Annotated in this window: 20 protein-coding genes; 11 read left to right on the forward strand and 9 right to left on the reverse strand. The window is 60.4% G+C overall.

Annotation, left to right across the window (positions count from 1 at the left end; translation table 11 throughout):
- Positions 1-20: 20 nt before the first annotated feature.
- Positions 21-1,271 (reverse strand): tyrosine--tRNA ligase, encoded by a 1,251-nt coding sequence (gene tyrS, locus NS365_RS00500; protein ID WP_058598314.1) that lies wholly within the window; start codon positions 1,269-1,271, stop codon positions 21-23.
- A gap of 52 nt (positions 1,272-1,323) precedes the next feature.
- Complete coding sequence (locus NS365_RS00505; RefSeq protein ID WP_058598315.1) at positions 1,324-1,998, reverse strand: alpha/beta hydrolase; 675 nt, start codon at positions 1,996-1,998, stop codon at positions 1,324-1,326.
- A 195-nt stretch (positions 1,999-2,193) separates the two neighbouring features.
- On the opposite strand from NS365_RS00505, the gene NS365_RS00510 reads away from it, so the two are divergent.
- The 7 genes from NS365_RS00510 (at position 2,194) to sufA (ending at position 9,311) form a co-directional block, all read left to right on the forward strand.
- Positions 2,194-3,366, forward strand: a complete 1,173-nt coding sequence (locus tag NS365_RS00510; RefSeq protein ID WP_058598316.1) for a cysteine desulfurase family protein — start codon at positions 2,194-2,196, stop codon at positions 3,364-3,366.
- A 141-nt stretch (positions 3,367-3,507) separates the two neighbouring features.
- Positions 3,508-5,046: a Fe-S cluster assembly protein SufB gene (gene sufB, locus NS365_RS00515; RefSeq protein WP_058598317.1), complete on the forward strand. Its 1,539-nt coding sequence runs from the start codon at positions 3,508-3,510 to the stop codon at positions 5,044-5,046.
- A 75-nt stretch (positions 5,047-5,121) separates the two neighbouring features.
- A complete protein-coding gene (gene sufC / locus NS365_RS00520) occupies positions 5,122-5,877 on the forward strand; it encodes a Fe-S cluster assembly ATPase SufC (protein ID WP_058598318.1) in 756 nt (251 codons plus the stop codon).
- Positions 5,877-7,124: a Fe-S cluster assembly protein SufD gene (sufD, locus tag NS365_RS00525; protein WP_058598319.1), complete on the forward strand. Its 1,248-nt coding sequence runs from the start codon at positions 5,877-5,879 to the stop codon at positions 7,122-7,124. Before sufC ends, sufD begins: the two co-directional genes overlap by 1 nt.
- A gap of 56 nt (positions 7,125-7,180) precedes the next feature.
- Positions 7,181-8,434, forward strand: coding sequence for a cysteine desulfurase (locus NS365_RS00530; protein WP_058598320.1), 1,254 nt, complete (start codon positions 7,181-7,183; stop codon positions 8,432-8,434).
- An 11-nt stretch (positions 8,435-8,445) separates the two neighbouring features.
- A complete protein-coding gene (locus NS365_RS00535; RefSeq protein WP_082684342.1) occupies positions 8,446-8,871 on the forward strand; it encodes an SUF system Fe-S cluster assembly protein in 426 nt (141 codons plus the stop codon).
- Positions 8,872-8,939: 68 nt separating this feature from the next.
- Positions 8,940-9,311, forward strand: a complete 372-nt coding sequence (gene sufA / locus NS365_RS00540) for a Fe-S cluster assembly scaffold SufA (protein WP_058598321.1) — start codon at positions 8,940-8,942, stop codon at positions 9,309-9,311.
- A gap of 83 nt (positions 9,312-9,394) precedes the next feature.
- On the opposite strand, the gene NS365_RS00545 is transcribed toward sufA, so the two are convergent.
- From NS365_RS00545 to parE, 3 genes are all read right to left on the reverse strand, one after another.
- The gene (locus NS365_RS00545) at positions 9,395-10,981 is read right to left on the reverse strand and encodes a DEAD/DEAH box helicase (RefSeq protein ID WP_153003603.1); all 1,587 of its coding nucleotides are present in this window, start codon (positions 10,979-10,981) and stop codon (positions 9,395-9,397) included.
- A gap of 185 nt (positions 10,982-11,166) precedes the next feature.
- Positions 11,167-11,448: a hypothetical protein gene (locus tag NS365_RS00550; RefSeq protein ID WP_058598323.1), complete on the reverse strand. Its 282-nt coding sequence runs from the start codon at positions 11,446-11,448 to the stop codon at positions 11,167-11,169.
- Between the two features lie 317 nt (positions 11,449-11,765).
- Positions 11,766-13,808 (reverse strand): DNA topoisomerase IV subunit B, encoded by a 2,043-nt coding sequence (parE, locus tag NS365_RS00555; RefSeq protein ID WP_058598324.1) that lies wholly within the window; start codon positions 13,806-13,808, stop codon positions 11,766-11,768.
- Between the two features lie 67 nt (positions 13,809-13,875).
- On the opposite strand from parE, the gene NS365_RS00560 reads away from it, so the two are divergent.
- The gene (locus NS365_RS00560) at positions 13,876-14,898 is read left to right on the forward strand and encodes an alpha/beta hydrolase (protein WP_153003589.1); all 1,023 of its coding nucleotides are present in this window, start codon (positions 13,876-13,878) and stop codon (positions 14,896-14,898) included.
- 142 nt (positions 14,899-15,040) lie between these two features.
- Here NS365_RS00560 and glnA read toward each other — a convergent pair whose 3' ends face one another.
- Both glnA and NS365_RS00570 read right to left on the reverse strand, forming a co-directional pair.
- A complete protein-coding gene (gene glnA, locus NS365_RS00565; protein ID WP_058598326.1) occupies positions 15,041-16,450 on the reverse strand; it encodes a type I glutamate--ammonia ligase in 1,410 nt (469 codons plus the stop codon).
- A gap of 55 nt (positions 16,451-16,505) precedes the next feature.
- A complete protein-coding gene (locus tag NS365_RS00570; RefSeq protein WP_058598327.1) occupies positions 16,506-16,844 on the reverse strand; it encodes a P-II family nitrogen regulator in 339 nt (112 codons plus the stop codon).
- Positions 16,845-17,065: 221 nt separating this feature from the next.
- Here NS365_RS00570 and NS365_RS00575 point away from each other — a divergent pair, with 221 nt between their 5' ends.
- Positions 17,066-18,568, forward strand: coding sequence for an NAD(P)H-hydrate dehydratase (locus tag NS365_RS00575; protein ID WP_082684327.1), 1,503 nt, complete (start codon positions 17,066-17,068; stop codon positions 18,566-18,568).
- 1 nt (position 18,569) lies between these two features.
- Here NS365_RS00575 and uvrA read toward each other — a convergent pair whose 3' ends face one another.
- The gene (gene uvrA, locus NS365_RS00580; RefSeq protein WP_058598457.1) at positions 18,570-21,446 is read right to left on the reverse strand and encodes an excinuclease ABC subunit UvrA; all 2,877 of its coding nucleotides are present in this window, start codon (positions 21,444-21,446) and stop codon (positions 18,570-18,572) included.
- A 324-nt stretch (positions 21,447-21,770) separates the two neighbouring features.
- On the opposite strand from uvrA, the gene ssb reads away from it, so the two are divergent.
- Positions 21,771-22,331, forward strand: coding sequence for a single-stranded DNA-binding protein (gene ssb / locus NS365_RS00585; RefSeq protein ID WP_058598329.1), 561 nt, complete (start codon positions 21,771-21,773; stop codon positions 22,329-22,331).
- Between the two features lie 58 nt (positions 22,332-22,389).
- Here the strand turns inward: ssb and NS365_RS00590 are convergent, their stop codons facing one another.
- Entirely contained in the window at positions 22,390-23,028 is a 639-nt protein-coding gene (locus tag NS365_RS00590) for a MarC family protein (RefSeq protein ID WP_058598330.1), read from the reverse strand.
- 320 nt (positions 23,029-23,348) lie between these two features.
- Between NS365_RS00590 and gyrA the strand changes: the two genes are divergently transcribed.
- A complete protein-coding gene (gene gyrA / locus NS365_RS00595; protein WP_058598331.1) occupies positions 23,349-26,114 on the forward strand; it encodes a DNA gyrase subunit A in 2,766 nt (921 codons plus the stop codon).
- The last annotated feature ends 20 nt before the right edge of the window (positions 26,115-26,134 follow it).

Here is a 26,134-nt window from a genome sequence, read left to right on the forward strand (position 1 = left end):
TGTTCTTCGGTTCGTGCTGGTCAGTCCGCCACACGCACCAGCACATGGCGCTTCCTGCCCAGCGAGAGCTTGACGACGCCATCCTGAATTTCCGCCTCGCCCACGATTTTGCGGTCATCGGCGATGGCTTGGTCCGCAAGGCGGACGGCTCCACCCGACACATGCCGCCGAGCCTCGCCGTTCGACGCGGCCAAGCCGGCCTTGACAAGCAGGGACAGGATGCCGATGCCGCTGGCAAGCTCATCCTTCGTGACTTCCACCGTCGGAAGATTATCCGCCAGAGCGCCTTCCTCGAAGGTCGTGCGCGCCGTCTCGGCGGCTTGGCTCGCCGCGTCGCGGCCATGCACAATCGCCGTGGCTTCCGTCGCCAGAATCTTCTTCGCCTCGTTGATCTCCGAGCCGCCGAGGTTGGCCAGACGAGCGATCTCGTCCAAGGGAAGGCGCGTGAAAATCTTCAGGAAGCGACCGACATCGGCATCTTCCGTGTTGCGCCAATATTGCCAGAAATCATAGGGGCTGAAGAGATCTCCGTTGAGCCAGACCGCGCCCGAGGCCGACTTGCCCATCTTCTCGCCGCTGGATTTGGTGAGAAGCGGCGTCGTCAGCGCGTAGAGCTGAGGGCCGCCCATACGGTGCGACAGGTCGACGCCATTGATGATGTTGCCCCACTGGTCCGACCCGCCCATCTGCAGAACCGCGCCATACTGGCGGTTCAACTCGGTGAAGTCGTAGCCCTGCATGATCATGTAATTGAATTCGAGGAAGCTGAGCGACTGCTCCCGGTCGAGCCGCAGCTTCACCGAATCGAAGGACAGCATGCGATTGACGGAGAAATGCCGGCCGACATCCCGCAGGAACTCGACATAATTGAGCTTCAGAAGCCAATCGGCGTTGTTGACCATGATGGCAGGGTTGGAGCCGTCATATCGGAGGATATTGCCGAACACCCTCTGAATGCCATCGATATTGGTCTGAATCTGCTCGGTCGTCAGCAGGCGGCGCTGGTCGTCGCGGAACGAGGGGTCGCCGACCATGGAGGTGCCGCCGCCCATCAGGCTGATCGCCTTATGCCCGGTCTCCTGCATCCAGTAGAGCATCGTGACGGTGATCAGGTTGCCGATATGGATCGACGTCGCCGTTGCGTCGTAGCCAACATATCCGGTGATCGGCCCTTTCAGGGCAAGCGCGTCCAGACCCTCGGGATCGGAGATCTGATGGATGAAGCCGCGCTCGTCGAGGACGCGCAGAAAATCGGACTTGAACTTCGGCATGGTCTTTCTTTCCCATCGGGGTAGCGTCGGCCCGCCACCCACGAAAACGATCTTACTTTAGGCGCTTGGGTCGAATGTCGGAGAGTTCGCCAGCCAAACGGCGATCGAGATACTCCGTGCACTCGGCCATCAGCTCGGGCGTATGGTCGGTGAAGAAATGGTTCGCCCCCTCGATCGTCTTCTGTGTGATGAGGATGCCCTTCTGCGTCTTCAGCTTGTCGACGAGACCCTGCACATCCTTGGGCGGCGCGACCTTGTCCTTGTCGCCATGGATGATGAGGCCGGACGAGGGGCAAGGTGCCAGGAACGAGAAATCGTAGGAATTGGGCTGCGGCGCGATCGACATGAAGCCCTCGATCTCCGGCCGGCGCATCAGGAGCTGCATCCCGATCCAGGAGCCGAAGGAGTAGCCCGCCACCCAGCAATTCTTGGAATCGGGGTGGATGGCCTGAATCCAGTCGAGTGCGGCGGCTGCGTCCGACAACTCGCCCGAGCCATGGTCGAACTCGCCCTGGCTGCGGCCGATGCCGCGGAAGTTGAAGCGCAGCGTGGTGAAGCCGCGTTCCACGAACATATAGAAGAGCTGGTAGACGATCTGATTGTTCATCGTCCCGCCGAAGCGGGGATGCGGATGAAGGACGAGCGCAATCGGCGCGTTCTTTTCCTTCGCCGCCTGATAGCGGCCTTCCAAACGTCCGGCAGGACCGTTGAAGATGACTTCGGGCATCTCTCGCAAACCTCAAGGAAGCGGCGCCGGAGAAGGCCGGCACCTTGACGGAGGATAGGCAGCCTCGTAGGTTCTAGGCTTAGAACGATTCAAAACTACACGCTTCCCTCAAGGGGGCTATGTAGTCTGCGGACTGGATCGAATACAACGATTTTCGCGTACCCCTTTCAGTTCCATCCATAACGAAGGTTTGGGATGACGGCTTTCGGGCGACGCATCTATCTAGATTACAACGCGAGTGCACCGCTTCTGCCGGAGGTTCGAGAGGCCCTGGTGGTTGCGCTCGACCTCGTGGGCAATCCGTCCTCCGTTCACTTCGAGGGACGCTCGGCGCGCGCGGCGCTGTCGCGTGCTCGTGGCCAGATCGCCGAGCTTGTCGGTTCATCGCCAGAAAATGTCGTCTTCACGAGCGGCGCTAGCGAAGCCGCCGCTACCTGTCTCACGCCGAATTGGCTGACGGCTGGTGAGGATGTGGTTTTGCCTCGTCTGGCTGTTCTCGACACCGATCATCCGTGCATCCGGGATGGGGGACGCTTTCCTGCGGCTACACTTATTCGCTTGCCGGTCACAGCGGACGGGATCGTTGATCCTCAAGCCCTTGAAGACTGGGCCCACCTTGGACCGGGCCTTCTGGCCATAACGCTCGCGAATAGCGAAACCGGTGTGATCCAGCCCCTCGGTCCGATCGCCGAAATTTGCCGCCGGTTCGCGATCCGTCTCGTGATCGATGCGGTACAGATGGCCGGGCGGCTGTCCATCTCGCATTGCTTGGAACATGCGGATGCGGTGATCCTGTCCGCTCATAAGATCGGCGGCCCGAAGGGAACCGGGGCCTTCGTGTTGCGCAGCGACGGGTTTCGCCCGGCTCCTTTGATTCTTGGAGGCGCCCAAGAAAAGCGCCAGCGTGCAGGAACGGAGGCTCTTCCTCTTATCGTGGGTTTCGGCATGGCAGCCGAATTGGCGACGGTACGGGCGCAACGCCACGAAGAGCTTGCGGTTCTCAAGAGCTATCTCCGAGCGCGTTTGGCAACGTTCGATGAGAGCCTTCTCGTCAATCAGGGCGAATTGGCTTTGCCACAGACCTTGTCGCTGCATCACCCCAAGCTGCGGGCCGAGACCGTGCAGATCGCGCTGGATCTCGAAGGCATCGCCGTATCGGCCGGCTCGGCCTGTTCATCGGGAAAGATCGGCGCGAGCCACGTTCTGACCGCGCTCCATCGAGCCGGCGTTCGCATCGATCCTGATGCAGGAGCGATTCGGGTCAGCTTCGGGCTCGAAACGTCCGAGCGCGACATCGAGACATTCGCCGCTGCCTACGAGCGGATTTGGCGACGAAGCGTGACTGGCGGCAACCCGAAAGCCGCCTGAAAACAAACGACGAATCTAATCTGGCTGGGCATCTTCAACTTTTTCCAGCGGATCACCATTTCAACGGTCGTGCGCAATCGATATATGCCGACCGAATAACCGACCACCGGACTTTGAATCCGGCGAGTATGGAGAACGAGCATGCCAGCAGTCCAGGAGACCATTGATCAGGTCCGCCGGATCGACGTCGACCAGTACAAGTACGGCTTCGAGACGCAGATCGAAATGGACGTCGCTCCCAAAGGTCTGACGGAAGATACGATCCGTCTGATCTCCGGCAAGAAGGGCGAGCCGGAGTGGATGCTGGAATGGCGGCTCCAAGCCTTCGAACGCTGGAAGACGATGGAAAGCCCGTCCTGGGCTCGCCTCGATTACCCCGAGATCGACTTTCAGGACATCCATTACTACGCCGCTCCCAAATCCATGTCGGGTCCGGCCTCGCTGGCCGAGGTCGATCCGGAGATCCTGCGGACCTATGAAAAGCTCGGCATCCCGCTGAAGGAACAGGAAATCCTGGCCGGTGTGCGCCGGGCCGACGAGCCGTCCGCGTTCGAAAGCGATGATGACTCCGGGGTGCCGCCGTCGGAGGGCAGTTATGGCGGGCGCGTCGCCGTCGACGCCGTCTTCGACTCCGTTTCGGTCGCCACGACCTTCAAGAAAGAGCTTCAGAAAGCCGGCGTGATCTTCATGCCGATCTCCGAGGCGATCCGCGATCATCCCGATCTCGTGCGCAAATATCTCGGCACGGTCGTTCCGGTGTCGGACAATTTCTTCGCGACGATGAATTCGGCCGTGTTTACGGACGGCTCCTTCGTCTACATTCCGCCGGGCGTGCGCTGCCCGATGGAACTGTCCACCTATTTCCGCATCAACGAGCGTAACACGGGCCAGTTCGAGCGCACGCTGATCATCGCCGACGCCGGCTCCTACGTGTCCTATCTCGAAGGCTGCACGGCGCCGCAGCGCGACGAGAACCAGCTTCATGCGGCCGTTGTCGAACTCGTCGCGCTTGATGACGCGGAGATCAAATACTCGACCGTCCAGAACTGGTATCCCGGTGACAAGGACGGGAAAGGTGGCATCTACAATTTCGTGACTAAGCGTGGCGATTGCCGGGGCACGAACTCGCGCATTTCTTGGACGCAGGTCGAGACAGGATCGGCCATCACCTGGAAGTACCCGTCCTGCATCCTGCGCGGCGACAATTCGCGCGGCGAGTTCTATTCGATCGCGGTGTCGAACGGACGCCAGCAGATCGATTCCGGCACGAAGATGATCCACATCGGCAAGAATACGTCGAGCCGCATCATCTCCAAGGGCATCTCGGCGGGGCATTCCAACAACACCTATCGCGGTCAGGTCACGGCGATGAAGAAGGCGGCGAACGCACGCAACTTCACGCAGTGCGACTCTCTTCTGATTGGCGAGGAGTGCGGCGCGCATACCGTGCCTTACATCGAGGCGAAGAATTCCTCGGCGCAGTTCGAGCATGAAGCGACCACGTCGAAGATTTCAGAGGATCAGCTGTTCTACTGCATGCAGCGAGGCATTCCCGAGGAGGAAGCTGTCGCGCTGATCGTGAATGGCTTCGTAAAGGACGTGATCCAGCAACTGCCCATGGAATTTGCCGTGGAAGCGCAGAAGCTGATCGGCATCTCGCTGGAAGGCAGCGTGGGCTGAGGCTCACGCGCAGGCGCTAACAATTCGAGACGCTGCGCGCTGCGCGGCTCCTTACCACTCATCAGAAGAACGACGATGCTGGAAATCAAGAACCTTCATGCTCGGGTCGCCGAGACCGGAACCGAAATCCTTCGTGGGCTCGACCTGACTGTCGAGTCGGGCGAAGTCGCCGCGATCATGGGACCGAACGGTTCGGGTAAATCGACGCTCTCCTACATCATCGCGGGTCGCGAGGATTACGAAGTTACCGAGGGCGACATCCTCTATAATGGCGAGTCGATCCTGGAGATGGATGCGGCCGAGCGTGCCGCATCCGGCGTGTTCCTCGCCTTCCAGTATCCGCTGGAAATTCCCGGTGTCGCCACGATGACTTTCCTCAAGACGGCGTTGAACTCTCAGCGCAAGGCGCGCGGCGAAGGCGAGTTGACGACGCCGGACTTCCTGCGCCGGGTGAAGGAGTCGGCCGCTGAATTGAAGATCGACATGGACATGCTCAAGCGTCCTCTGAATGTCGGCTTCTCCGGCGGCGAAAAGAAACGGGCCGAAATTTTGCAGATGGCGCTTCTTCAGCCGCATCTCTGCGTCCTCGACGAGACCGATTCCGGCCTTGACATTGATGCGCTGAAGATCGTGGCGGACGGCGTCAATGCGTTGCGCGGCGCGGATCGCTCCTTCCTCGTCATCACCCATTATCAGCGCCTGCTGGACTATATCGTGCCCGACAAGGTGCATGTTCTCTACAAGGGACGCATCATCAAGTCCGGTGACAAGAACCTTGCGCTTCAACTCGAGAACGAAGGTTATGCGCAGATCATCGGCGAGGCGGCCTGATGTCTCTCAGCAAGACGCAGCCGCGCACGGCGGCTGAACTCACTTTGATCGACCGGGCCGAAACGCGATTGTCCAACGAGACCTCGCGGGAAGCTCTGGAGGTTTTGCGCACGGAAGGTCTTCCGAGCCGCCGTGTGGAAGCTTGGCACTACACGGATCTGCGCGCTTTGCTCGGCCGCGTGAATGTTCAGGATGGAGAGCAGAAGCCTGCTCAGCCGTCCTACCTCACGCCTCTTCTGCCGCATTCGCTGGTCGTGGAACTCGATCGTCCCGCGGCCGGAAACGACGTGGCATCCGGGTTGAAGGTTTCCGAAGGCAAGCGCATTGCACCTTGGAACAAGACGGTCAACCATCTCGATCGCGGCATTGATACGATCCGTGTTCTGAACGAGGCGATGGAAGCCAAGGGCGTCGACATCGAGGTCGCGTCGGGCCTCGTTCTGGCGACGCCTGTCGAACTGCGCCCTGAGTCGAACTCCACGGGTGGGCAGAGCTATGCCAACGTCGTGGCGGGTGCTGGGTCGTCCGCGACCTTCGTGGAGCGCGCGCCTCCCGCCTCGGCCGGTGCCGTGTCGACGGCGGTCTATACGCTCGATATCGGCGATGGCGCGGACGTTCTCTGGATCGTCGTTCAGGAAAAGGGCAGCGACGAGAGCCATTTGGGCCAGCTCAACGTCACGCTTCGGGCCGATGCCAAGCTGCGGCTGTTCGTTCTGAACGCGGGCGGCGCGGTTGTGCGTCAGGAAGTCCATGCGGTGACGGAAGGCGAGGGCGCCGACATCAAGATCCGTGGCGTGAACCTTCTGGATGAAGGCCAGCATATCGACGTGACGACCACCTTGAACCACAATGTCGCGCACACGACCTCGACGGAAATTTTCCGGAACGTGGTGCTGGGCGGTCATGGTGTGTTCCAGGGGATGATCCGTGTCGCCAAAGGCGCGCAGAAGACCGACGCCCGGTTGGCCTGCAACACGCTGCTTCTCTCTGACGATGGCGACTTTTCGGCCAAGCCGGAGTTGGAGATCTTCGCGGACGATGTGCAGTGCGGCCACGGCGCGACGGCGGGCGAGATCAATGCCGATCATCTCTTCTATCTCATGAGCCGAGGTATTCCCGAGGCCCGCGCCCGATCGCTTCTGGTAAAGGCTTTCGTTGGAGAAGTGGTGGAAGAGCTCGAAGACGAGACGATCGTCGAGGCGTTGGAAACGCGGATCGACGCTTGGCTCGATAGCAGGCATTCGTAATCAGACCTTCGCTCCGGACCCTCGGAGCGAACTCGTCTCAGGAAGGATCGGCAGCGATGAACGCCCCGTTCAACTCCCAGGACCTCGACCAGCGGCCCTACGACGTCGAAGCGATCAGACGCGACTTTCCTATCCTGTCACGGACCGTCTACGGCAAACCTCTTGTCTATCTCGACAACGGTGCGTCGGCTCAAAAACCGACTGCGATGCTCGAAGCCGTTCATCGCGCCTATAGCGAAGAGTACGCGAACGTGCATCGCGGCCTTCATTTTCTCTCGAACGCCGCAACGGAGGCGTTCGAAGCCTCGCGCGAGACCGTCCGTCATTTCCTGAACGCCTCGTCGGTCGATGAGATCATCTTCACGCGATCGGCGACCGAAGCGATCAACCTCGTGTCCTACGGGTTCGAGCAGGAAATCGGCGAGGGCGATGAGATCGTCCTGACGATCATGGAGCATCACTCGAATCTCGTTCCATGGCACTTCCTGCGAGAGCGTCGGGGCGCCAAGCTCGTGTTCGTACCGGTCGGCGACGACGGCTCCATCTCGATGGATGAGTTCGAGAAGGCGATCGGGCCGCGTACGAAGCTCGTCGCCATAACTCATATGTCGAACGTCTTGGGGACGGTGACGCCGGTCAAGGACGTCTGTGCACTGGCACAGGCACATGGCATCCCGGTTCTGGTGGATGGCAGCCAAGGTGCTGTGCATCTGAACGTCGATGTTCAGGACATCGGCTGCGATTTTTATATCTTCACCGGCCACAAGGTTTACGGCCCCACCGGGATCGGCGTCCTATACGGTCGTGGCGAGCGATTGGACGCCATGCGCCCGTTCAATGGCGGCGGCGAAATGATCATCGAGGTGACGGAGGACAGTGTCACCTACAACGCGCCTCCGCATCGCTTCGAAGCCGGCACACCACCGATCGTTCAAGCGATCGGTCTGGCGGCATCCTTGAACTACATGATGTCGATCGGTCGAGATCGCATCAGCGCGCATGAGCACGACCTTCTCTCCTACGCGACGGATCGGCTCAGCGCGATCAATTCGCTTCGAATTTACGGGAATGCGCCGGGCAAGGGCGGCATCATTTCCTTCGACCTCGAAGGCATTCACTCTCATGATGTGGCCATGCTCATCGACCGCGAGGGCGTGGCCGTTCGAGCGGGAACGCACTGCGCGCAACCGCTCCTCAAGCGGTTTGGTGCGACTTCGACATGCCGGGCTTCCTTCGCGCTCTATAATACGCGCGCCGAAGTCGATAGTTTGGCAGAAGCTCTAGAAAAGGCTCGGCGGTTTTTCGCCTGAGAAATCGGATGATGGAAAACAATCCTCAAACAGCGGCAGACGCTGGCGAGCAGGCGGTCGAGGACGACCGCGCGGAGGCTAATCGGAGCTTGGCCGATCCTGCCTCCACGTCATCAATCCCGGCCGACGAGTTGTCGCGTCTGACTGACGACATTATCTCTTCGCTCAAGACCGTCTACGACCCTGAGATCCCTGCCGACATTTACGAGTTGGGCCTGATCTACAAGATCGACATCGATGACGATCGCAATGTCGCGATCGACATGACTTTGACCGCTCCCGGATGCCCGGTTGCGGGGGAAATGCCGGGCTGGGTGGAAAACGCTGTTGGGAGCGTTGAAGGAATTCAGGCCGTGAAGGTCGAGTTGGTTTTCGATCCGCCTTGGACGCCGGAGCGGATGAGCGAAGAGGCGCAGGTGGCGGTCGGTTGGTACTGACGAAAGCCTGAAATGGTGAAGGGCGATACGACCCTTCGCCATCCAATGAGAACGAAAAGGAATCTCACATGGCGCGCTTTTCCATCATGACCCTGAGTCCCGCAGCCGCAGAACGGGTTCGCGCGCTGGTAAGTGCTTCATCCTCGCCGGCCGACGGCATTCGTGTCGGAGTGAAGAAGGGCGGCTGTGCCGGCATGGAATACACGATCGCTCTGGCGGATGCCGCCAAGCCGGGCGAAGACGTGGTGGAACAGGACGGAGCGAAGGTCTTCGTGGCCCCTGAGGCCGTGCTCTTTTTGCTGGGCACACGCATGGACTACGAAGAAACGATTCTTCGCTCCGGCTTCGTGTTCAACAACCCCAATCAGACCTCCGCTTGTGGTTGCGGCGAATCGGTCGAACTGAAGCCCGCTGACGCGGCGCGTCTTCAGTCCGCTTAAATCCCGTCGATTTGAGATAAAAAACGCAGCGCTCCTTACGGGGCGCTGCGTTTCACATTTGATGTAGGACCGCTTGCGCCTTTTCAGGCGCTTGCGCTCGTGCGGATCAGCATGAAGGCAGGAATATCGTCCCCGAAGCCGACTGGCGTCGGCTCGTCCGCGTTCGATGCGCGTCCTCCGCCACGACGATCGCTCCCTTGGGATGAACCAAATGTGCGACGGCTGCTATCGCGAGGCGTGCGGTCCCGGTCGCGGCGCGACGACAATCTCTCATCAGCGATCACGTCCATATTGGTCTCCAAGCTCTCCAGTGAACGTTCGGCCGCCTTCTCGATATCGAAGTCCGGTTGTTCGATCGAAGCTTCCGTTGTCTCAACGTCTCGCGTGGATCGGTTTCGGCCGCGACTACGACCGGATTTTCCCCGAGACTCGCCGGCACCCCGTTTGCTGCCGCGACGCTCCGAGCGCTCGCCGTCTTCGTCGCCAGCCGATGGTGCGGGCAGTGAAGCGATATCGCCATCAAGCCATTCGATCGACTGCGCGGTCATGGACAGGATCGCATCGAGATATTTTTGATCCGGTTTCGAAACCAGCGTGAAGGCCTTGCCGGAGCGTCCGGCGCGACCGGTACGGCCAATCCGATGGACATAGTCTTCGGCGTGAATGGGGACGTCGAAATTGAAGACGTGGCTCACCATGGGAATGTCGAGACCTCGCGCCGCCACGTCCGAGGCGACGAGGAAGGTGATCTTTCCGTCGCGAAACGCCTGCAGCGTCATCATGCGCGATCTTTGATCCATATCGCCATGCAGGGCGCCGACGGAGAAGCCATGCTTCTCCATCGACCGGAACAACAAGGAGACATCGCGTTTCCGGTTGCAGAAGATGATGGCGTTGGTCAGCTCCTCGCCTTGGCTGCGGATGATCTGGCGCAACGCCTCGCGCTTGGCGTAATCTTCCTTTCGGGTCGCAACCAGACGCTGCTCGATCGTGTTCGCCGTCGAGGCGGGCTTGGCAACTTCCACCCGAACTGGGTTCTGAAGGAACTGATCGGTCAAGCGCGTGATTTCGGGCGGCATGGTGGCCGAGAAAAACAGCGTTTGCCGGGTGAAGGGGATGAGCTTGCAGATGCGCTCGATGTCCGGGATGAAGCCCATGTCGAGCATACGATCGGCTTCGTCGATGACCAGGATCTCGACGCCGGTCATCAGCAATCGGCCGCGCTCGAAATGGTCGAGAAGGCGACCGGGCGTCGCGATCAGAACATCGACACCCCGTTCGAGTTTCTTGTTCTGATCCTCGAAGGACACGCCGCCGATCAAGAGAGCAACGCTCAAGCGCTGGTTGGCGCCATATTTGACGAAGGATTCTTCGACTTGTGCTGCCAGTTCGCGTGTCGGCTCGACAATCACCGTGCGGGGCATTCGAGCGCGCGCACGGCCCTGCTCCAGTAGGGTGAGCATGGGAAGCACGAAAGACGCGGTCTTTCCGGTCCCGGTCTGCGCGATTCCCAGCACGTCGCGTCGAGCGAGCGCGTGAGGAATGGCCTCTGCCTGAATAGGAGTTGGCTGCGAGTAGCCTGCCGCCTCGACAGCGGAAAGAACTTTCGCGCTCAAGCCTAGTTCTGAGAAGTGCATGAGGTCGCTATGTCTTTCTCTTGGCGAGGACATAGCCGAGGCCAGATCCCCACGCATCGGTTCCTTGCGCCATAGGCGCGAGCGGCCAAGTTGTCAAGCGAAGGGCCGTTGTTGCTTGTGGACAGCGGACGGATCTACCTCAACCGGCGAGCAGAACGGACCTGGCAGATTGACGACCAATCTTCCACGTCCGCTGGAGCGTACCGCTCAGTTTGTTCTCAGTTCGAGGCGGGGCCGAAGCGGTAAGGTGTATTGGGCGCGATGAAGAGCTCATACGTATCGGTGACTTCTCCATCGAGCGGCAGAATGTCGAAGAAAAGTGTCAAGTTGCTTTCCTGACCCTCAGCCGGCGGATCGGCTCGGTACCCGACGACGGCGCCTTTCACGTCCGCAATCTCGGTGATCTCCACGGACGAGGACACTCGCGAGCCCTCGGCGGATTGTTCGATCTGCTGGACGAAAAACCTGTTGCCGCCGTCTTCCTTGGCAGGCTGGGTCATCACGGTTCTCCAGACCCCATGTCGTTCACCATCCGTCCAAGGACCGACGAGTTGCACGTCCCCGATCATAGGGTCGAGAGCCGAGATGGCAGCCAGAGCCTTGATATCGGGTCCAGCCTTGCTTTCGGTCGGGGCAGGGGCTTTCGCGTCCGGTTGACCGTCGCTTTTGGGCGCCGTCGGAGCGCCAGCGGCGGGAGTAGGCGCTTCGGGCAACGCGGGAGCCTGAGCCCATGCAAAGCCACCCAACGAAGCCAGAAGCAAGGCCATCGCGACTGACGGGAGGAGGCTCTGTGTTCTACGCATCGTATCAGCCTTCTCTAGATATCGAGATCGTTTGCAAACGCGGCCCGCTCTTGAATGAACCGAAAGCGAGCCTCAGGCTTGTTGCCCATCAGAGCATCGACGACACCCGCCGTTCCCGCCTCGGGCGCCGGATCAGCTTGGACACGCAGGAGCGTTCTGCGCTTGGGATCCATCGTGGTTTCTTTCAACTGGGACGGCAGCATCTCGCCAAGGCCTTTGAACCGGCTGACTTCCACCTTGCCTTTGCCCTTGAACTCTTTCGAGACGATGCGCTCCCTGTCTCGGTCGTCGCGGGCGTAGATCGTTTTACCGCCCTGGCTGAGCTTGTAGAGCGGCGGGACGGCGAGAAAAAGGTGCCCCTCTTGGATCAGCTCGGGCATCTCCTGGAAGAAGAAGGTGATCAGAAGAGACGCGATATGAGCACCATCGACGTCAGCGTCGGTCATGATGATAACGCGTTCGTAGCGCAGATCCGCTTCGCGATACTTGGTCCGCGTTCCGCACCCTAACGCCTGGATCAGATCCGCCAGCTGCTGATTGGCGCCGAGCTTCTCCCGACCCGCCGACGCGACGTTCAGGATTTTTCCGCGCAGAGGCAGAACGGCCTGTCGTGCCCGGTCGCGCGCTTGCTTGGCGGAGCCACCGGCCGAGTCGCCCTCGACGATGAAGATCTCGGCGTTGGCCGCGCCCGACTGCGAACAGTCCGCCAGCTTGCCCGGCAGCCTGAGCTTGCGTGTCGCGGTCTTGCGACTGACTTCCTTTTCCTGCTTGCGCCGCAAACGTTCGTCGGCCCGTTCCACGACCCAATCGATCAACCGGGCCGCATCTTGTGGCGAGGATGCGAGCCAGATGTCGAATGAGTCTCGCAACGTGCTTTCGACGATGCGCTGAGCCTCGGCCGTGGCCAAGCGATCCTTGGTTTGCCCGACGAATTCCGGCTCGCGAATGAAGACCGAGAGCATGGCCGACGCTGTGATCATGACGTCGTCCGCTGTAATCGCGGCCGCGCGCTTGTTGCCGGACAGTTCGGCGAAGGCCTTCAGGCCGCGCAGCAGAACGTTGCGCAGGCCGGTTTCATGCGTACCGCCTTCAGGCGTCGGGATCGTGTTGCAATAGGATCGGACCGTTCCGTCCCCTGCAGTCCAGCACACCGCCCATTCTACGGCGCCGTGACCGGACGCCCGCTCGGTTCGTCCCGAGAATATCTGGTTGGTGATCCGCTGCTCGCCTTCCAGTGAGGCGTCGAGATAATCCTTGAGGCCGCCGGGGAAGTGAAAGACGGCCTTGGCCGGCGTCTTGCTACTCTCGCCGAGAAGAGAGGCGTCGCAGCTCCAGCGAATTTCGACGCCGCCGAAGAGATAGGCCTTCGAGCGCGCCATCCCGAACAGCCGCGTCGGATCGAAGCGTGCACTCTCGCCGAAGATCGCAGGATCCGGGTGGAATCGAACCTTCGTTCCACGCCGATTCTGAACGTCGCCGATCTCCTGAAGGTCAGTCACGGCATGACCGCGAGAGTAGCTCTGGCGATAGAGCTTTCGATTGCGTGCGATCTCGACATCCAACACGTCGGACAAGGCGTTTACGACCGAGACGCCAACGCCATGAAGCCCGCCGGACGTTTCATACACCTTCGAATCAAACTTTCCGCCCGCGTGAAGCGTCGTCATGATAACTTCCAGCGCCGATTTGTCCCGATACTTGGGATGGGGATCGACCGGAATGCCGCGGCCATTGTCGGCGACCGTGAGAAAGCCATCCGCGTCGAGCGAGACGTCGATCACGCTCGCATGGCCTGCGACCGCTTCGTCCATGGAATTGTCGATCACCTCGGCGAAGAGGTGATGCAAAGCCTTCTCGTCGGTGCCGCCGATATACATGCCCGGCCGCCGGCGGACCGGCTCCAGCCCCTCCAGAACCTCGATGTCTGCAGCAGTGTAGTCCTGCGTGGGCTGCGGAAGCGATATAGGGGCAACAGGCTCGGGCTTCGCGCTCCGCGACGAGACACGCCCCGCGGCGCTTGCCTTTGCGGCCGATCCGGCGAACAAATCCTCGCTCATGGGTGATCGGCCCCTCTCTGTGTCAGGGTTGAAGTCACTGGCGGTAGCATGAAAGGGAGGTATCGATTTGTGCGATGTTCTTCAAGTGTTCTCACGCCTGGTTTACAAGCGCCGACAGAGGGCTTTATGGACAAAAGTGCGTCGGTTGTCGAACGCTGACAGGAGACATGACGTGAAGGACCTTCGGCATACGCTTCGGAAGGGCTTGCAGTTATCGGCCATTCTCGCAGCAATCGCTTGTCCCGTGGGGGCAACCAAGGCCTTGGCCGCGCCGCTGATCGATATCTCACCGTTCAAGGACCCACTTTTCGACTACCCGCAGCCTAGCGGCGCCTCCAGGGACGGCACCGTGTTGGACGTTCCGTATTCGGAGGCGCGCGATATCGACCAAAGGGACGAGATCCCGGAGCGCCGTGTTCGATCGCCTTATGTCGAACTCCTGGCGAGAAATCTCTTCGCGGACGAGACCTTGCCAACGCCCGCAGGCCCGCTGCGCTGGATGCGCGTCGGCCAGATCAGCCGGGCCAAAGCGGTGGTTGTCTTCGTTCATGGCCGCAATGGTGATCGACGTCTTGGAATGAATGACTGGACCTTCGGTGGAAATTTTAACCGACTGAAAAACCTGATGGTTCGCGTGGGCGGCGCTTACGTCACGTTCGATGGCGGTGGGCTGGGTGAAGCCGACGCCGCGCGGGGCGCAGCCTTGGTCCGACATATCCGCTTGACCGCGCCCGAGACGAGGATCGTTCTGGCTTGCGGTTCGATGGGGGGAGAATTGTGCTGGAATCTGATGGCGGACAAGACGCTCGCGCCTATGGTCGCGGGGCTGGTCTATCTTGGCTCGAACGGCGACGAAGCGCGGTTCGAGCGGATGAGAAAGGCCTCTGGCGAACCGATCCCGCTTCTGCTCGCGCACGGAACGAGAGACAAAGTCTATCCCTGGGCGCGTCAGAAGGTTTGGTTCGATCAGGTTCGTAAACGCTATCCATCGTATCCGATCCGCATGGTGCTCTTCGATGATGGAAACCACGGAACGCCGATCCGTATGATCGACTGGCGCGACACGTTGAACTGGATTCTGAAGCGCTGACACCCTGCGCGCCGGCTGAGATAGGCGCGGCGAACGAGCGAGTTGTGCTGGATATCTCGAATTCTCAGACAGTCTCGTTTCAAGCAGCCCAAACGAAAAAGGGCTCCGAAAGGAGCCCTTTTCCCTGTCTGATCGCGAAGGATCAGATCGAGTAGTACATGTCGAACTCGACCGGGTGCGGCGTCATTTCGAAACGCAGCACTTCGGTCATCTTCAGCTCGATGAAGGCATCGATCTGATCGTCATCGAAGACGCCGCCGGCCTTCAGGAAGTCGCGATCGGCGTCGAGAGACTCGAGAGCTTCGCGCAGCGAACGGCACACCGTCGGGATCTGCTTCAGCTCTTCGGGCGGCAGGTCGTAGAGATCCTTGTCCATGGCGGCGCCCGGATGAATCTTGTTCTTGATGCCGTCGAGGCCGGCCATCAGCATCGCCGCGAAGGCGAGGTACGGATTGGCCGTCGGGTCGGGGAAGCGAACTTCCACGCGCTTGGCCTTCGGCGACTGGCCGATCGGAATACGGCAGGAGGCCGAACGGTTGCGCGCGGAGTAGGCGAGCAGAACCGGCGCTTCGTAACCCGGAACCAGACGCTTGAACGAGTTGGTCGACGGGTTGGTGAAGGCGTTGATCGCCTTGGCATGCTTGATGATGCCGCCGATGTAGTACAGCGCGTTCTCGGAAAGACCCGCATACTCGTTGCCGGCGAAGGTCGGCTTGCCGCCCTTCCAGATCGACTGGTGCACGTGCATGCCCGAGCCGTTGTCGCCGAAGATCGGCTTCGGCATGAAGGTCGCCGTCTTGCCGTAGGCGTTCGCGACCTGGTGGGTCACGTACTTGTAGATCTGCATGTTGTCGGCGTTCTTCACGAGCGTGTCGAACTTGACGCCGAGCTCATGCTGAGCGGCCGCCACTTCGTGGTGGTGCTTTTCGACCTTCACGCCCATCTCGGCCATGACGGTCAGCATTTCGGAGCGCATGTCCTGGCAGCTGTCGATCGGCGGAACCGGGAAGTAGCCGCCCTTCACGCGCGGACGATGGCCCAGATTGCCCGTCTCGTATTCGCTGTCGTCGTTGGAGGGCAGTTCCGTCGAGTCGAGCTTGAAGCCCGTGTTGTACGGATCGGCCTTGTAGCGAACGTCGTCGAAGATGAAGAACTCAGCTTCCGGCCCGAAATAGGCTGTGTCGCCGATGCCCGACTGCGCGAGATAGGCTTCTGCCTTCTTCGCGATCGAGCGTGGGTCGCGGTTATAGCTCTCGCCCGAAACCGGATCGAGGATGTCGCAGATGATGACCATCGTGGACTGCGCGAAGAACGGGTCCATGTGCGCGGTCTCGGGGTCCGGCATCAGGATCATGTCGGACTCGTTGATGGCCTTCCAGCCGCCGATCGAGGAGCCGTCGAACATCGTGCCTTCGGAGAAGATGTCCTCGTCGATCATCGTCACGTCCATCGTGACGTGCTGCAGCTTGCCGCGCGGGTCGGTGAAGCGCAGGTCGACGAACTTGACGTCGTTGTCCTTGATCTGCTTCAGAATGTCGTTGGCCGAAGTCATACCGGTCCTTCCTCAATGAACGACTGAACTCTGTGGTCGGAAAGCCGTGCGGCTTTCAGATGGCGTCCGTTCCAACTTCGCCGGTGCGGATGCGAACCGCTTCCTCGATGTTGGACACGAAAATCTTGCCGTCGCCGATGCGGCCGGTCTGGGCGGCCTTGCGGATCGCCTCCACGGCGGCCGCAACGGCGTCGTCCGCCAGGACGATCTCGATCTTCACCTTGGGGAGAAAATCCACGACATACTCGGCGCCGCGATAGAGCTCCGTATGCCCTTTCTGGCGTCCGAAGCCCTTGGCCTCGATGACGGTGATACCTTGGAGGCCGACGTCCTGAAGGGCTTCCTTCACCTCATCCAGCTTGAACGGCTTGATGATCGCTTCGACCTTTTTCAACGTCTCACCCCTCCCGTAAGGCGCGTCCCTCATCGAGCGATGAGAGCGAACGCATCGGTTGAACTGGCAGTGTTACGCCACCCGACTCCACTGGACGGGAGCAACTCCTGCCTTATGCGTTCTCTAGCGAATAGGCCGAACCGACGCCACAGCAAAACAGGCTGAAACTGTGGTCCTTCTAGGCAAGGGACTGTGAAATTTTTGTGCAGGATGCATAAATTATGATCAGACGATATGGCGATCCCGACCAGTGCCGCCTTTGGACGCCCGGAGAAATGCAACGAGCGGACCAGAATGCTCTTCGAGAGGGCATTTCATTGAGGTCTCTTGTCGACGAAGCTGGTCGTGCCGTCGCAGCGGAAATCTCGTCCCGCTTCCCCAATGCCAAGCGAGTGGCTGTTCTCGTTGGGCCCGGCAACAATGGGCGTGACGCATTGGTCGCGGCTAGGTATCTGCGCGAGGAAAAGCGGTCGGCGGACCTGTTCGGCACGGCCAACCGTCATGACGAGATCGCGCCGCTGCAGGTCTTTCATGGAGGCAAATATGACCTCGTGTTGGATGGCCTATGGGGTGCCGGCCTGTCTCGTGACGTGGAGGGGGATGCGGAGGATGTTCTTCGCAAGGCCGAAGATTCCGGTCGCCCTATCGTCTCGATCGATATCCCGAGCGGTGTCGATGGTGGAAACGGACAGATACGAGGCTATGCGCCGAAGGTCGATTTGACGGTCACGTTCGTGCGTCGAAAACCGGGTCACTGCTTACTACCGGGCAGAGACCACTGCGGCACGATCGTCGTTGCGCCGATCGGGCTCTCTGAAACTGCGATGAAAGAGGCGGCAGAGCCTTTCGAGCCCGTTTTCGCGAACGAGCCATCTTTATGGCTTCACCATGCGGCGACGCCTCTAACGGCTCATCACAAATACGACCGGGGTCACGCCGTGGTCTTTTCGGGTGGGATGAGTCGGACGGGGGCGGCGCGTTTGGCGGCGCTGTCCGCCCTGCGAGGTGGTGCCGGCTTGGTCACGGTCTTTTCGCCCGCCTCGGCTCTTCTCGTGAATGCGCAGCATCTCACCGGGATCATGCTGAAACGATGCGAAGACGGCGATCTCGATGTGTTGCTGGAGGATAAGCGTCTGAATGCGTTTGTGCTCGGGCCGGGCTTCGGCATAGGCGATCGGGCAAAAGCGATGGCACTGACGGTCCTGAAAGCAGGACGCCGTCTGGTTCTGGATGCCGATGGACTGACGTCCTTTCGCGATCATGCATCGCGGCTATTCGAGGCGGCACGGCAATGTTCTGATAGCGAGCCTCAACTCGTGCTGACACCGCATGATGGCGAGTTCGCGCGCTTATTTCCCGACCTTGCTGGCGACCTTCGCTTGTCGAAGGTCGATCGCGCCCGTCACGCGAGCAGGCGCTCCAACGCCATCGTCGTTCTCAAGGGAGCTGACACGGTGATCGCGGCGCCGGATGGGCGAGCTGCCATCAACGCAACCGGTACGCCCTGGCTCGCAACGGCTGGCACAGGGGATGTGCTTGCGGGCCTCGTGGCCGCGCAACTGGCGCAGAAGCGGCCGAGCTTCGAAGCGGCGTGTCTAGCCGTGTGGATGCATGGAAAGGCCGCCGAGCATTTTGGACCGGGGCTGATTTCAGAAGACCTGCCCCATTGCCTGCCGGCCGTCCACCGCGAAATCGTATCGCTCGCGATGGACAACGCTCACTGATCTACTCCGCCGCTTCGGCCTTGATCGTCGGCTTTCGATCCAAAAGCTCCTTGAGAAAGCGGCCTGTCCAAGAGCGATCGACTTTCACGATGTCTTCCGGCGTGCCGGTGGCGACGATCTCGCCGCCACCGCTGCCGCCTTCCGGGCCGATGTCGATCACCCAATCGGCGGTTTTGATGACCTCGAGATTATGTTCGATGATCACGACCGTGTTTCCCTGATCCACCAGTTCGTGGAGAACTTCCAGCAGCTTGGCGACATCGTGGAAATGCAGGCCGGTGGTCGGCTCGTCCAAGATATAAAGCGTGCGCCCGGTGGCCTTGCGCGAGAGCTCCTTGGCAAGCTTGACGCGCTGCGCTTCGCCGCCGGACAAGGTCGTCGCCTGCTGCCCGACCTTAATATAGGAAAGGCCGACTTCCTTCAGCGTAGCCAGCTTGTCGCGAACCGCCGGTACGGCTGAAAAGAACTCGACGCCTTCCTCCACCGTCATGTCGAGAACGTCGGCGATCGACTTTCCCTTGAACGTCACGTCCAACGTTTCGCGGTTGTAGCGTTTGCCGTGGCAAACGTCGCAGGTCACATAGACATCGGGCAGGAAGTGCATCTCGATCTTGATGACGCCATCGCCTTGGCAGGCCTCACAGCGCCCACCCTTGACGTTGAAGGAAAAGCGTCCGGGCTGGTAACCCCGCGCCTTCGCTTCCGGTAAGCCGGCAAACCAATCGCGGATCGGTGTAAAGGCCCCGGTATAGGTCGCCGGATTGGAACGCGGCGTGCGACCGATCGGTGATTGGTCGATGTCGATGACCTTGTCGAGAAGCTCCAGCCCGTCGATTCGATCATGGTCGGCGGGAACCTCCCGAGCGCCGGCAATCCGCCGTGCCGCCGCTTTGAAGAGCGTTTCGATCAGGAATGTCGACTTTCCGCCGCCCGACACGCCGGTGACACAGGTCATCACGCCCATCGGGACTTCTGCGGTGACGTTCTTGAGATTGTTGCCGCGCGCGCCCACCACTTTCAGCGCTTTCCCCTTTTGGGGTTTACGACGCTTCGCAGGAACGGGGACACCGCGCTCGCCCGACAGATATTGGCCTGTCAGAGAAGCCGGGTTGGCCATGACCTCTTCGGGGGTGCCCGAGGCGATGACCTGTCCGCCATGCACGCCGGCCGCCGGACCGATATCCACGACGTAGTCGGCCAGCCGGATCGCGTCCTCGTCATGCTCGACGACGATCACTGTGTTGCCGATGTCGCGAAGATGCTTGAGCGTGCCGAGTAGCCGCTCATTGTCTCGCTGATGAAGGCCGATGGAAGGCTCGTCCAAGACATAAAGCACGCCCGTCAACCCGGAGCCGATCTGCGACGCCAAGCGGATGCGCTGCGATTCGCCCCCCGAGAGCGTGCCGGACGAGCGAGACAGGGTGAGATATTCGAGCCCGACATCGTTGAGAAAGCGCAGGCGCTCGCGAATCTCCTTGAGAATGCGAACCGCGATTTCGTTCTGCTTCTGCGTCAGATGCTGCGGTAGTTCTTCGAACCAGTCGCGCGCCAGCCGAATGGAAAGGTCCGTGACCTCGGCGATGTGCTGACCATGAATCTTGACCGCGAGAGCCTCGGGCTTCAGGCGCGCGCCGCCGCAAGCCGGGCAGGGCGTTGCGGACATGAAGCGTTCGATCTCTTCCCGCGACCAGGCGGAGTCTGTTTCTTTCCAGCGCCGTTCGAGATTGGGAATGATCCCTTCGAAGGTCTTGGTCGTCGAATAGGACCGCAGCCCATCATTATAAAGAAATTCGATCTTCCGCGTGCCGGTGCCGTATAGAATGGCTTTGCGCGCCTCGGGCGACAGTGCGGACCAGCGGTCCGTCTGCTTGAAGCCGTACTCGCTGCCGAGCGCCTCCAATGTCTGGCCATAATAGGGTGACGTGGATTTCGCCCAAGGCGAGATGGCACCGTTCTTCAGGGTGCGCGTCTCGTCGGGAACGATCAGCTTGGGATCAATCTGCTGTTGTGCGCCCAAGCCGTCGCAGCGTGGGCACGCGCCGAACGGATTATTGAAAGAAAAGAGGCGAGGCTCGATTTCAGGAATGGTGAAGCCGGAGACGGGGCAGGCGAACTTCTCGGAAAACAGGAGCTGACGCGGCTTGCCGTTCTCGTCGACGCCATCGGCAAACTCCGCGACGGCCAAACCTTCGGCCAAAGACAGCGCGGTTTCTAGCGAATCCGCAAGGCGCGCCTTGATGTCGCCTCGCACGACGATGCGATCCACGACCACATCGATGTCGTGCTTGAACTTCTTATCGAGCGAAGGCGCGTCGGCAATATCGTGAAACTCGCCGTCAATGCGGACGCGCTGAAATCCCTTCTTCTGAAGTTCTGCCAGCTCCTTCTTGAACTCGCCTTTCCGCCCTCGAACCATCGGCGCCAGGAGATAGAGGCGGGTGCCTTCCTCCAAAACCATGATGCGATCGACCATCTGGCTGACGGTTTGGCTTTCGATGGGTAGGCCGGTCGCGGGCGAATAGGGAACGCCGATGCGCGCGAACAAGAGGCGCAGATAGTCGTAGATTTCGGTGACCGTGCCGACGGTCGAGCGCGGGTTCTTCGACGTGGTCTTTTGCTCGATGGAAATGGCCGGAGACAACCCGTCGATCTGATCGACATCGGGCTTCTGCATCATTTCGAGGAACTGGCGCGCATAAGCCGACAGGCTTTCGACATAGCGCCGCTGACCTTCGGCATAGATCGTATCGAAGGCGAGCGAGGATTTGCCCGAACCGGACAGGCCGGTCATGACGATGAGCTTGTCACGGGGAATGTCGAGATCGACATTCTTGAGATTGTGCTCGCGCGCACCGCGAATGGAAATAACGTTCTTCATGACGGTCGCTGCACTCTCTCGAATTTCAAGAGCCTGAATGAAAAACCGGCCGGTTTGGTTCGCGTATGCGAGCGCCGGCTTTCCGTTCAAGCCTTCCGCCCATATCGGCATGGGTGGATCGAAATCAAAGTCCATTGCCATGGCCTTGCAAGTCATGGCGCATGTTCGCAATTTGTTCTAGATAAGATCGTCGTGTCCTGCAATCGCATTCGCGCGGGATGGATGATCGGCCATATGAGTTGGGGATCGAATGGTAGCGTGGTAGCCGCGATCGACCCCAGGCTCTAAGGGTAGAATAAACGTGCATCGTAACGGAGAAGAAGAATGGCGGGCAGCGTCAACAAGGTCATCCTCGTCGGAAATCTGGGCGCAGACCCGGAAATCCGGCGGCTGAACTCCGGCGATGCCGTTGCGAACCTTCGCATCGCGACCTCAGAAACATGGCGCGACAAGGCCAGTGGCGAGCGCAAGGAGCGGACCGAGTGGCACAGCGTCGTCATCTTCAACGATGGCCTGGTCAAGGTTGCCGAGCAGTATCTGAAGAAGGGTGCGAAGGTCTATATCGAGGGGCAGTTGCAGACCCGCGCCTGGGACGATCAACAGTCCGGGCAGAAGCGCTATACAACGGAAATCGTGCTGCAGCGATTCCGCGGTGAATTGCAGATGCTTGACGGACGTGGCGAGGGCGGCGGTGGCGGCTCCTTCGAGGGCGGCGGCGGTGGCGGATATGAGCGCGGCGGCTCCAGTGGGGGGTATGATCGTGGTTCGGGCGGCCGGTCCGGCGGCGGTGGTGGTCGAGGCGGCAGTTCCGGCGGTTCAAGCGGTGGCTTTGGCGGCGGCGGCGGGCGTCCGTCGAACGATATGGACGATGAAATCCCGTTTTGATTCTCTTCGGACTTCACCCATTTCCTGTCGAAGCCTAACCGCTTCGACAGGACGGACTTCAACCAATGAGACCGCTTCCTCGAACGAGCGAAACGATTCCATCGGCAACGAACTGAACGGCTAGGGCCGCCAGAAGAACGCCTAAAAGCCGCGTAACGACGGCGCGCCCAGTCTGACCCATGAAGCGATCGAGACGATTGGCGACGGACAAGGTGGCGTAAGTTGCCGCGATGACCGTCGCGATCACCAGAAGAAGGCTGATCTGGCCGGTCGGCCCCGGTAGAGCGCCCGATAGAAGAATGACGGCAGAGATTGCGCCAGGCCCGGCCATCAAGGGGATGGCGAGGGGGACAGCCGCGATCTCGAAGACTTCATGCTCGGTCATGGCCGCTTCGGCGTCCTTTTCCTTTCGTGTCTTGCGCTTCTCGAAAACGAGTTCGAACGCGATCCAGAACAGGAAGAGCCCGCCCGCGACGCGAAAAGCGCCGAGCGAAACGCCCAGGGTTTGCAGGACGGTCACGCCGGCAAAGGCGAAGATCGCTAGAATGGCGAAAGCGATCAGGCAGGCGCGCAGCGCCAACCGCCGACGGTCCGCCATCGAAAGGCCCGGCGTCAACCCAAGGAAGAGCGGCGCCAGACCCAGCGGGTCGATGATCACGAACAGGGTCGCGAAGCCATTTAGAAGCGTTTCCAGCATAATGTCTTCCTGCGGTCTTGGGCTACCGTCGTAAAAGCAGATCGCGATCCGAAGCAACCTGACGTCGTCCGATCGGGCGATCGGAGGGGCATTCATTGGCTTCTCCAAGTGGCAAGCCAAAAGGGATCGCATGCACTCAAGTGCGCTTCGACGCGCCTGTGCAGGCCGGTTTTCAGACAAGGCCAAAAAGCTTTGTCTGACGCGCGAGCTAAGCCTCTGTATCCTAATAGAAAAATCAAAAGGGCGAATTTGCCAATTCGGGCGGCCTCGCGCTATAAGTCTTGTAGATAGAGTTTGGGATAGTGTCCTTGTCCGATAGCATGCAAGAGCAGCCGCCAGAGCGGCCGAACGGCATCGAGCCTGTTTCCATCGTCGAGGAAATGCAGCGATCTTATCTCGATTACGCCATGAGCGTGATCGTGAGCCGCGCGCTCCCGGACGTTCGAGATGGGTTGAAACCTGTCCACCGCCGCGTTCTCTTTGCGATGCACGAGATGGGGCTTGTTCACAACAAGTCTTATCGCAAGTCCGCCGGCGTCGTCGGCGAGGTGATGGGTAAGTTCCACCCGCATGGCGATGCGTCGATCTACGACGCATTGGTGCGGATGGCGCAGGACTTCTCTCTGCGCGCGCCCTTGATCGACGGGCAGGGCAATTTTGGCTCGATCGACGGCGATCCGCCCGCGGCGATGCGCTATACGGAATGCCGCCTGGAGCGCGTTTCGGACGCGATACTGGAAGATATCGACAAGGAAACCGTCGATTTCCAGGAAAACTACGATGGCCGCGAGATGGAGCCGGTCGTGCTTCCGGCTCGTGTTCCCAATCTTCTGCTGAACGGTTCGGGCGGCATCGCGGTCGGCATGGCCACCAACATTCCGCCGCACAATCTGGGCGAACTGATCGACGGCTGCGTGGCGCTGATCGAGAACCCGGCGCTTCAACTCCACGAGTTGATGGAATTCATTCCCGGCCCCGATTTCCCGACCGGGGCGCTCGTGATCGGGCGGGCGGGCATTCTCTCGGCCTACTCAACCGGTCGCGGTTCGATCCTGATGCGCGGCAAGGTGCATGTGGAGCCGATGCGCGGCGACCGCGAGTCCATCGTCATCACCGAGATCCCGTATCAGGTGAACAAGGCGACGATGATCGAGAAGATGGCCGATCTGGTTCGCGACAAGCGAATCGAGGGCGTTTCGGACATCCGCGACGAAAGCGACCGAGAGGGCTATCGGGTCGTTGTGGAACTGAAGCGGGACGCGTCCTCGGATGTCGTTCTGAATCAGCTCTATCGCTTTACGCCGCTTCAGACCACGTTCGGCGCCAATATGGTGGCCTTGAACGGCGGTAAGCCGGAGCAGCTCAACCTTCTGGATATGCTGTCGGCCTTCGTCGCGTTCCGCGAAGAGGTTATCCAGCGGCGCACGAAATACCTCCTGCGCAAGGCGCGCGAGCGCGCGCATGTCTTGGTCGGCTTGGCGATTGCGGTCGCCAATATCGATGAAATCATCAAGCTGATTCGCCATGCACCCGACCCTGCGACGGCGCGTGAGCAGTTGATGACCCGCGAGTGGGAGGCGAAGGACGTCGCGCCGCTCATTCGCCTGATCGATGATCCGCGCCACCGTATCAGCGACGCCGGCACCTATCGCCTGTCGGAAACGCAGGCCCGGGCCATTCTCGATCTTCGCCTGCAGCGCCTGACCGCGCTCGGCCGGGACGAGATCGCGGACGAGCTGAATCAGATCGGCAGCGAAATCCGTGAATATCTCGAAATTCTGTCGTCCCGTGTTCGAGTGCGCGAGATCATCAAGGAAGAACTCGCGGCGGTTCGCGCCGAGTTCGCGACGCCTCGGCGCACCGAATTGCTGGAGGGGGCGGGCGACCTCGAAGATGAGGACCTGATTCCGCGCGAGGATATGGTGGTCACCGTCAGTCATGGTGGCTACATCAAGCGTGTTCCGCTCGTGACGTATCGCGCGCAAAGGCGGGGCGGAAAAGGACGCTCGGGTATGGCGCTGAAGGGTGACGAAGACTCGGTGACCCGAATCTTCGTAGCCAACACGCACACGCCAGTTCTGTTTTTCTCGTCGCGTGGCATCGTCTACAAAGAGAAAGTCTGGCGGTTGCCTCTGGCCACGCCGCAGTCCCGCGGCAAGGCTCTCGTCAACATGCTTCCGCTCGAGAAGGGCGAACGCATCACGTCGATTCTGCCCCTGCCCAATGACGAGCACACGGCGGCGGAACTGAACGTCATGTTCGCGACGACGAAGGGAACAGTTCGGCGAAACAAGCTCGCCGACTTCCTCCAAGTCAACCGCAACGGCAAGATCGCGATGAAGCTGGAAGAGGCGGAGGATGAAATCCTCGCTGTCGCGACCTGCTCCGAGAGTGATGACGTTCTTCTGACGGCCGCCAGCGGTCAGTGTATTCGCTTTTCGGTGCCGGAAGTGCGTGTGTTCGCGGGTCGAAACTCGATCGGCGTGCGGGGCATGAATCTGGCTGAGGGCGATCGTCTGATCTCCATGGCCATTTTGCGCCATGTCGACGCGACCGCGGCGGAACGGGCAGCCTATTTGCGCATGCGCCGCGCCGTGGAAGGCGAGATCGTTTCCAGCGACGGCGTGGTGGACGAGGAGGCAGTCGAGGAGGTGTCCCTGTCGTCCGAAAGGTACGCTTTCCTCAGTGCATCCGAGGAATTCGTGTTGACGCTCAGCGAATTCGGCTTCGGCAAGCGCTCGTCATCCTATGAGTTCAGAACGAGCGGTCGTGGAGGTAAAGGGATTCGCGCAACGGACGTTTCGCGTCTCAGCGACATCGGCCATCTCGTCGCAGCCTTCCCGGTCGAAACAGGAGATCAGATCTTGCTGATTTCGGATCGCGGTCAAATGATCCGTGTTCCCGTCGAGGGGATTCGTGTGGCTGGTCGCGCCACCAAAGGCGTGACCATCTTCAATACGGCTGAGAACGAGCGTGTTGTCTCGGTCGAGCGTATTCCGGATCAAGGCGGGGACGAGGACATCACCTCACCCGAAGTCGACGAAGGCGCGGCCGATACCACCGATCCAGAGGAAGGCGGCGCGTAAGCGCCGTTTTCTTTCCTACC

The organism is Aureimonas ureilytica (assembly GCF_001475935.1).
GTDB lineage: Bacteria > Pseudomonadota > Alphaproteobacteria > Rhizobiales > Rhizobiaceae > Aureimonas > Aureimonas ureilytica_A.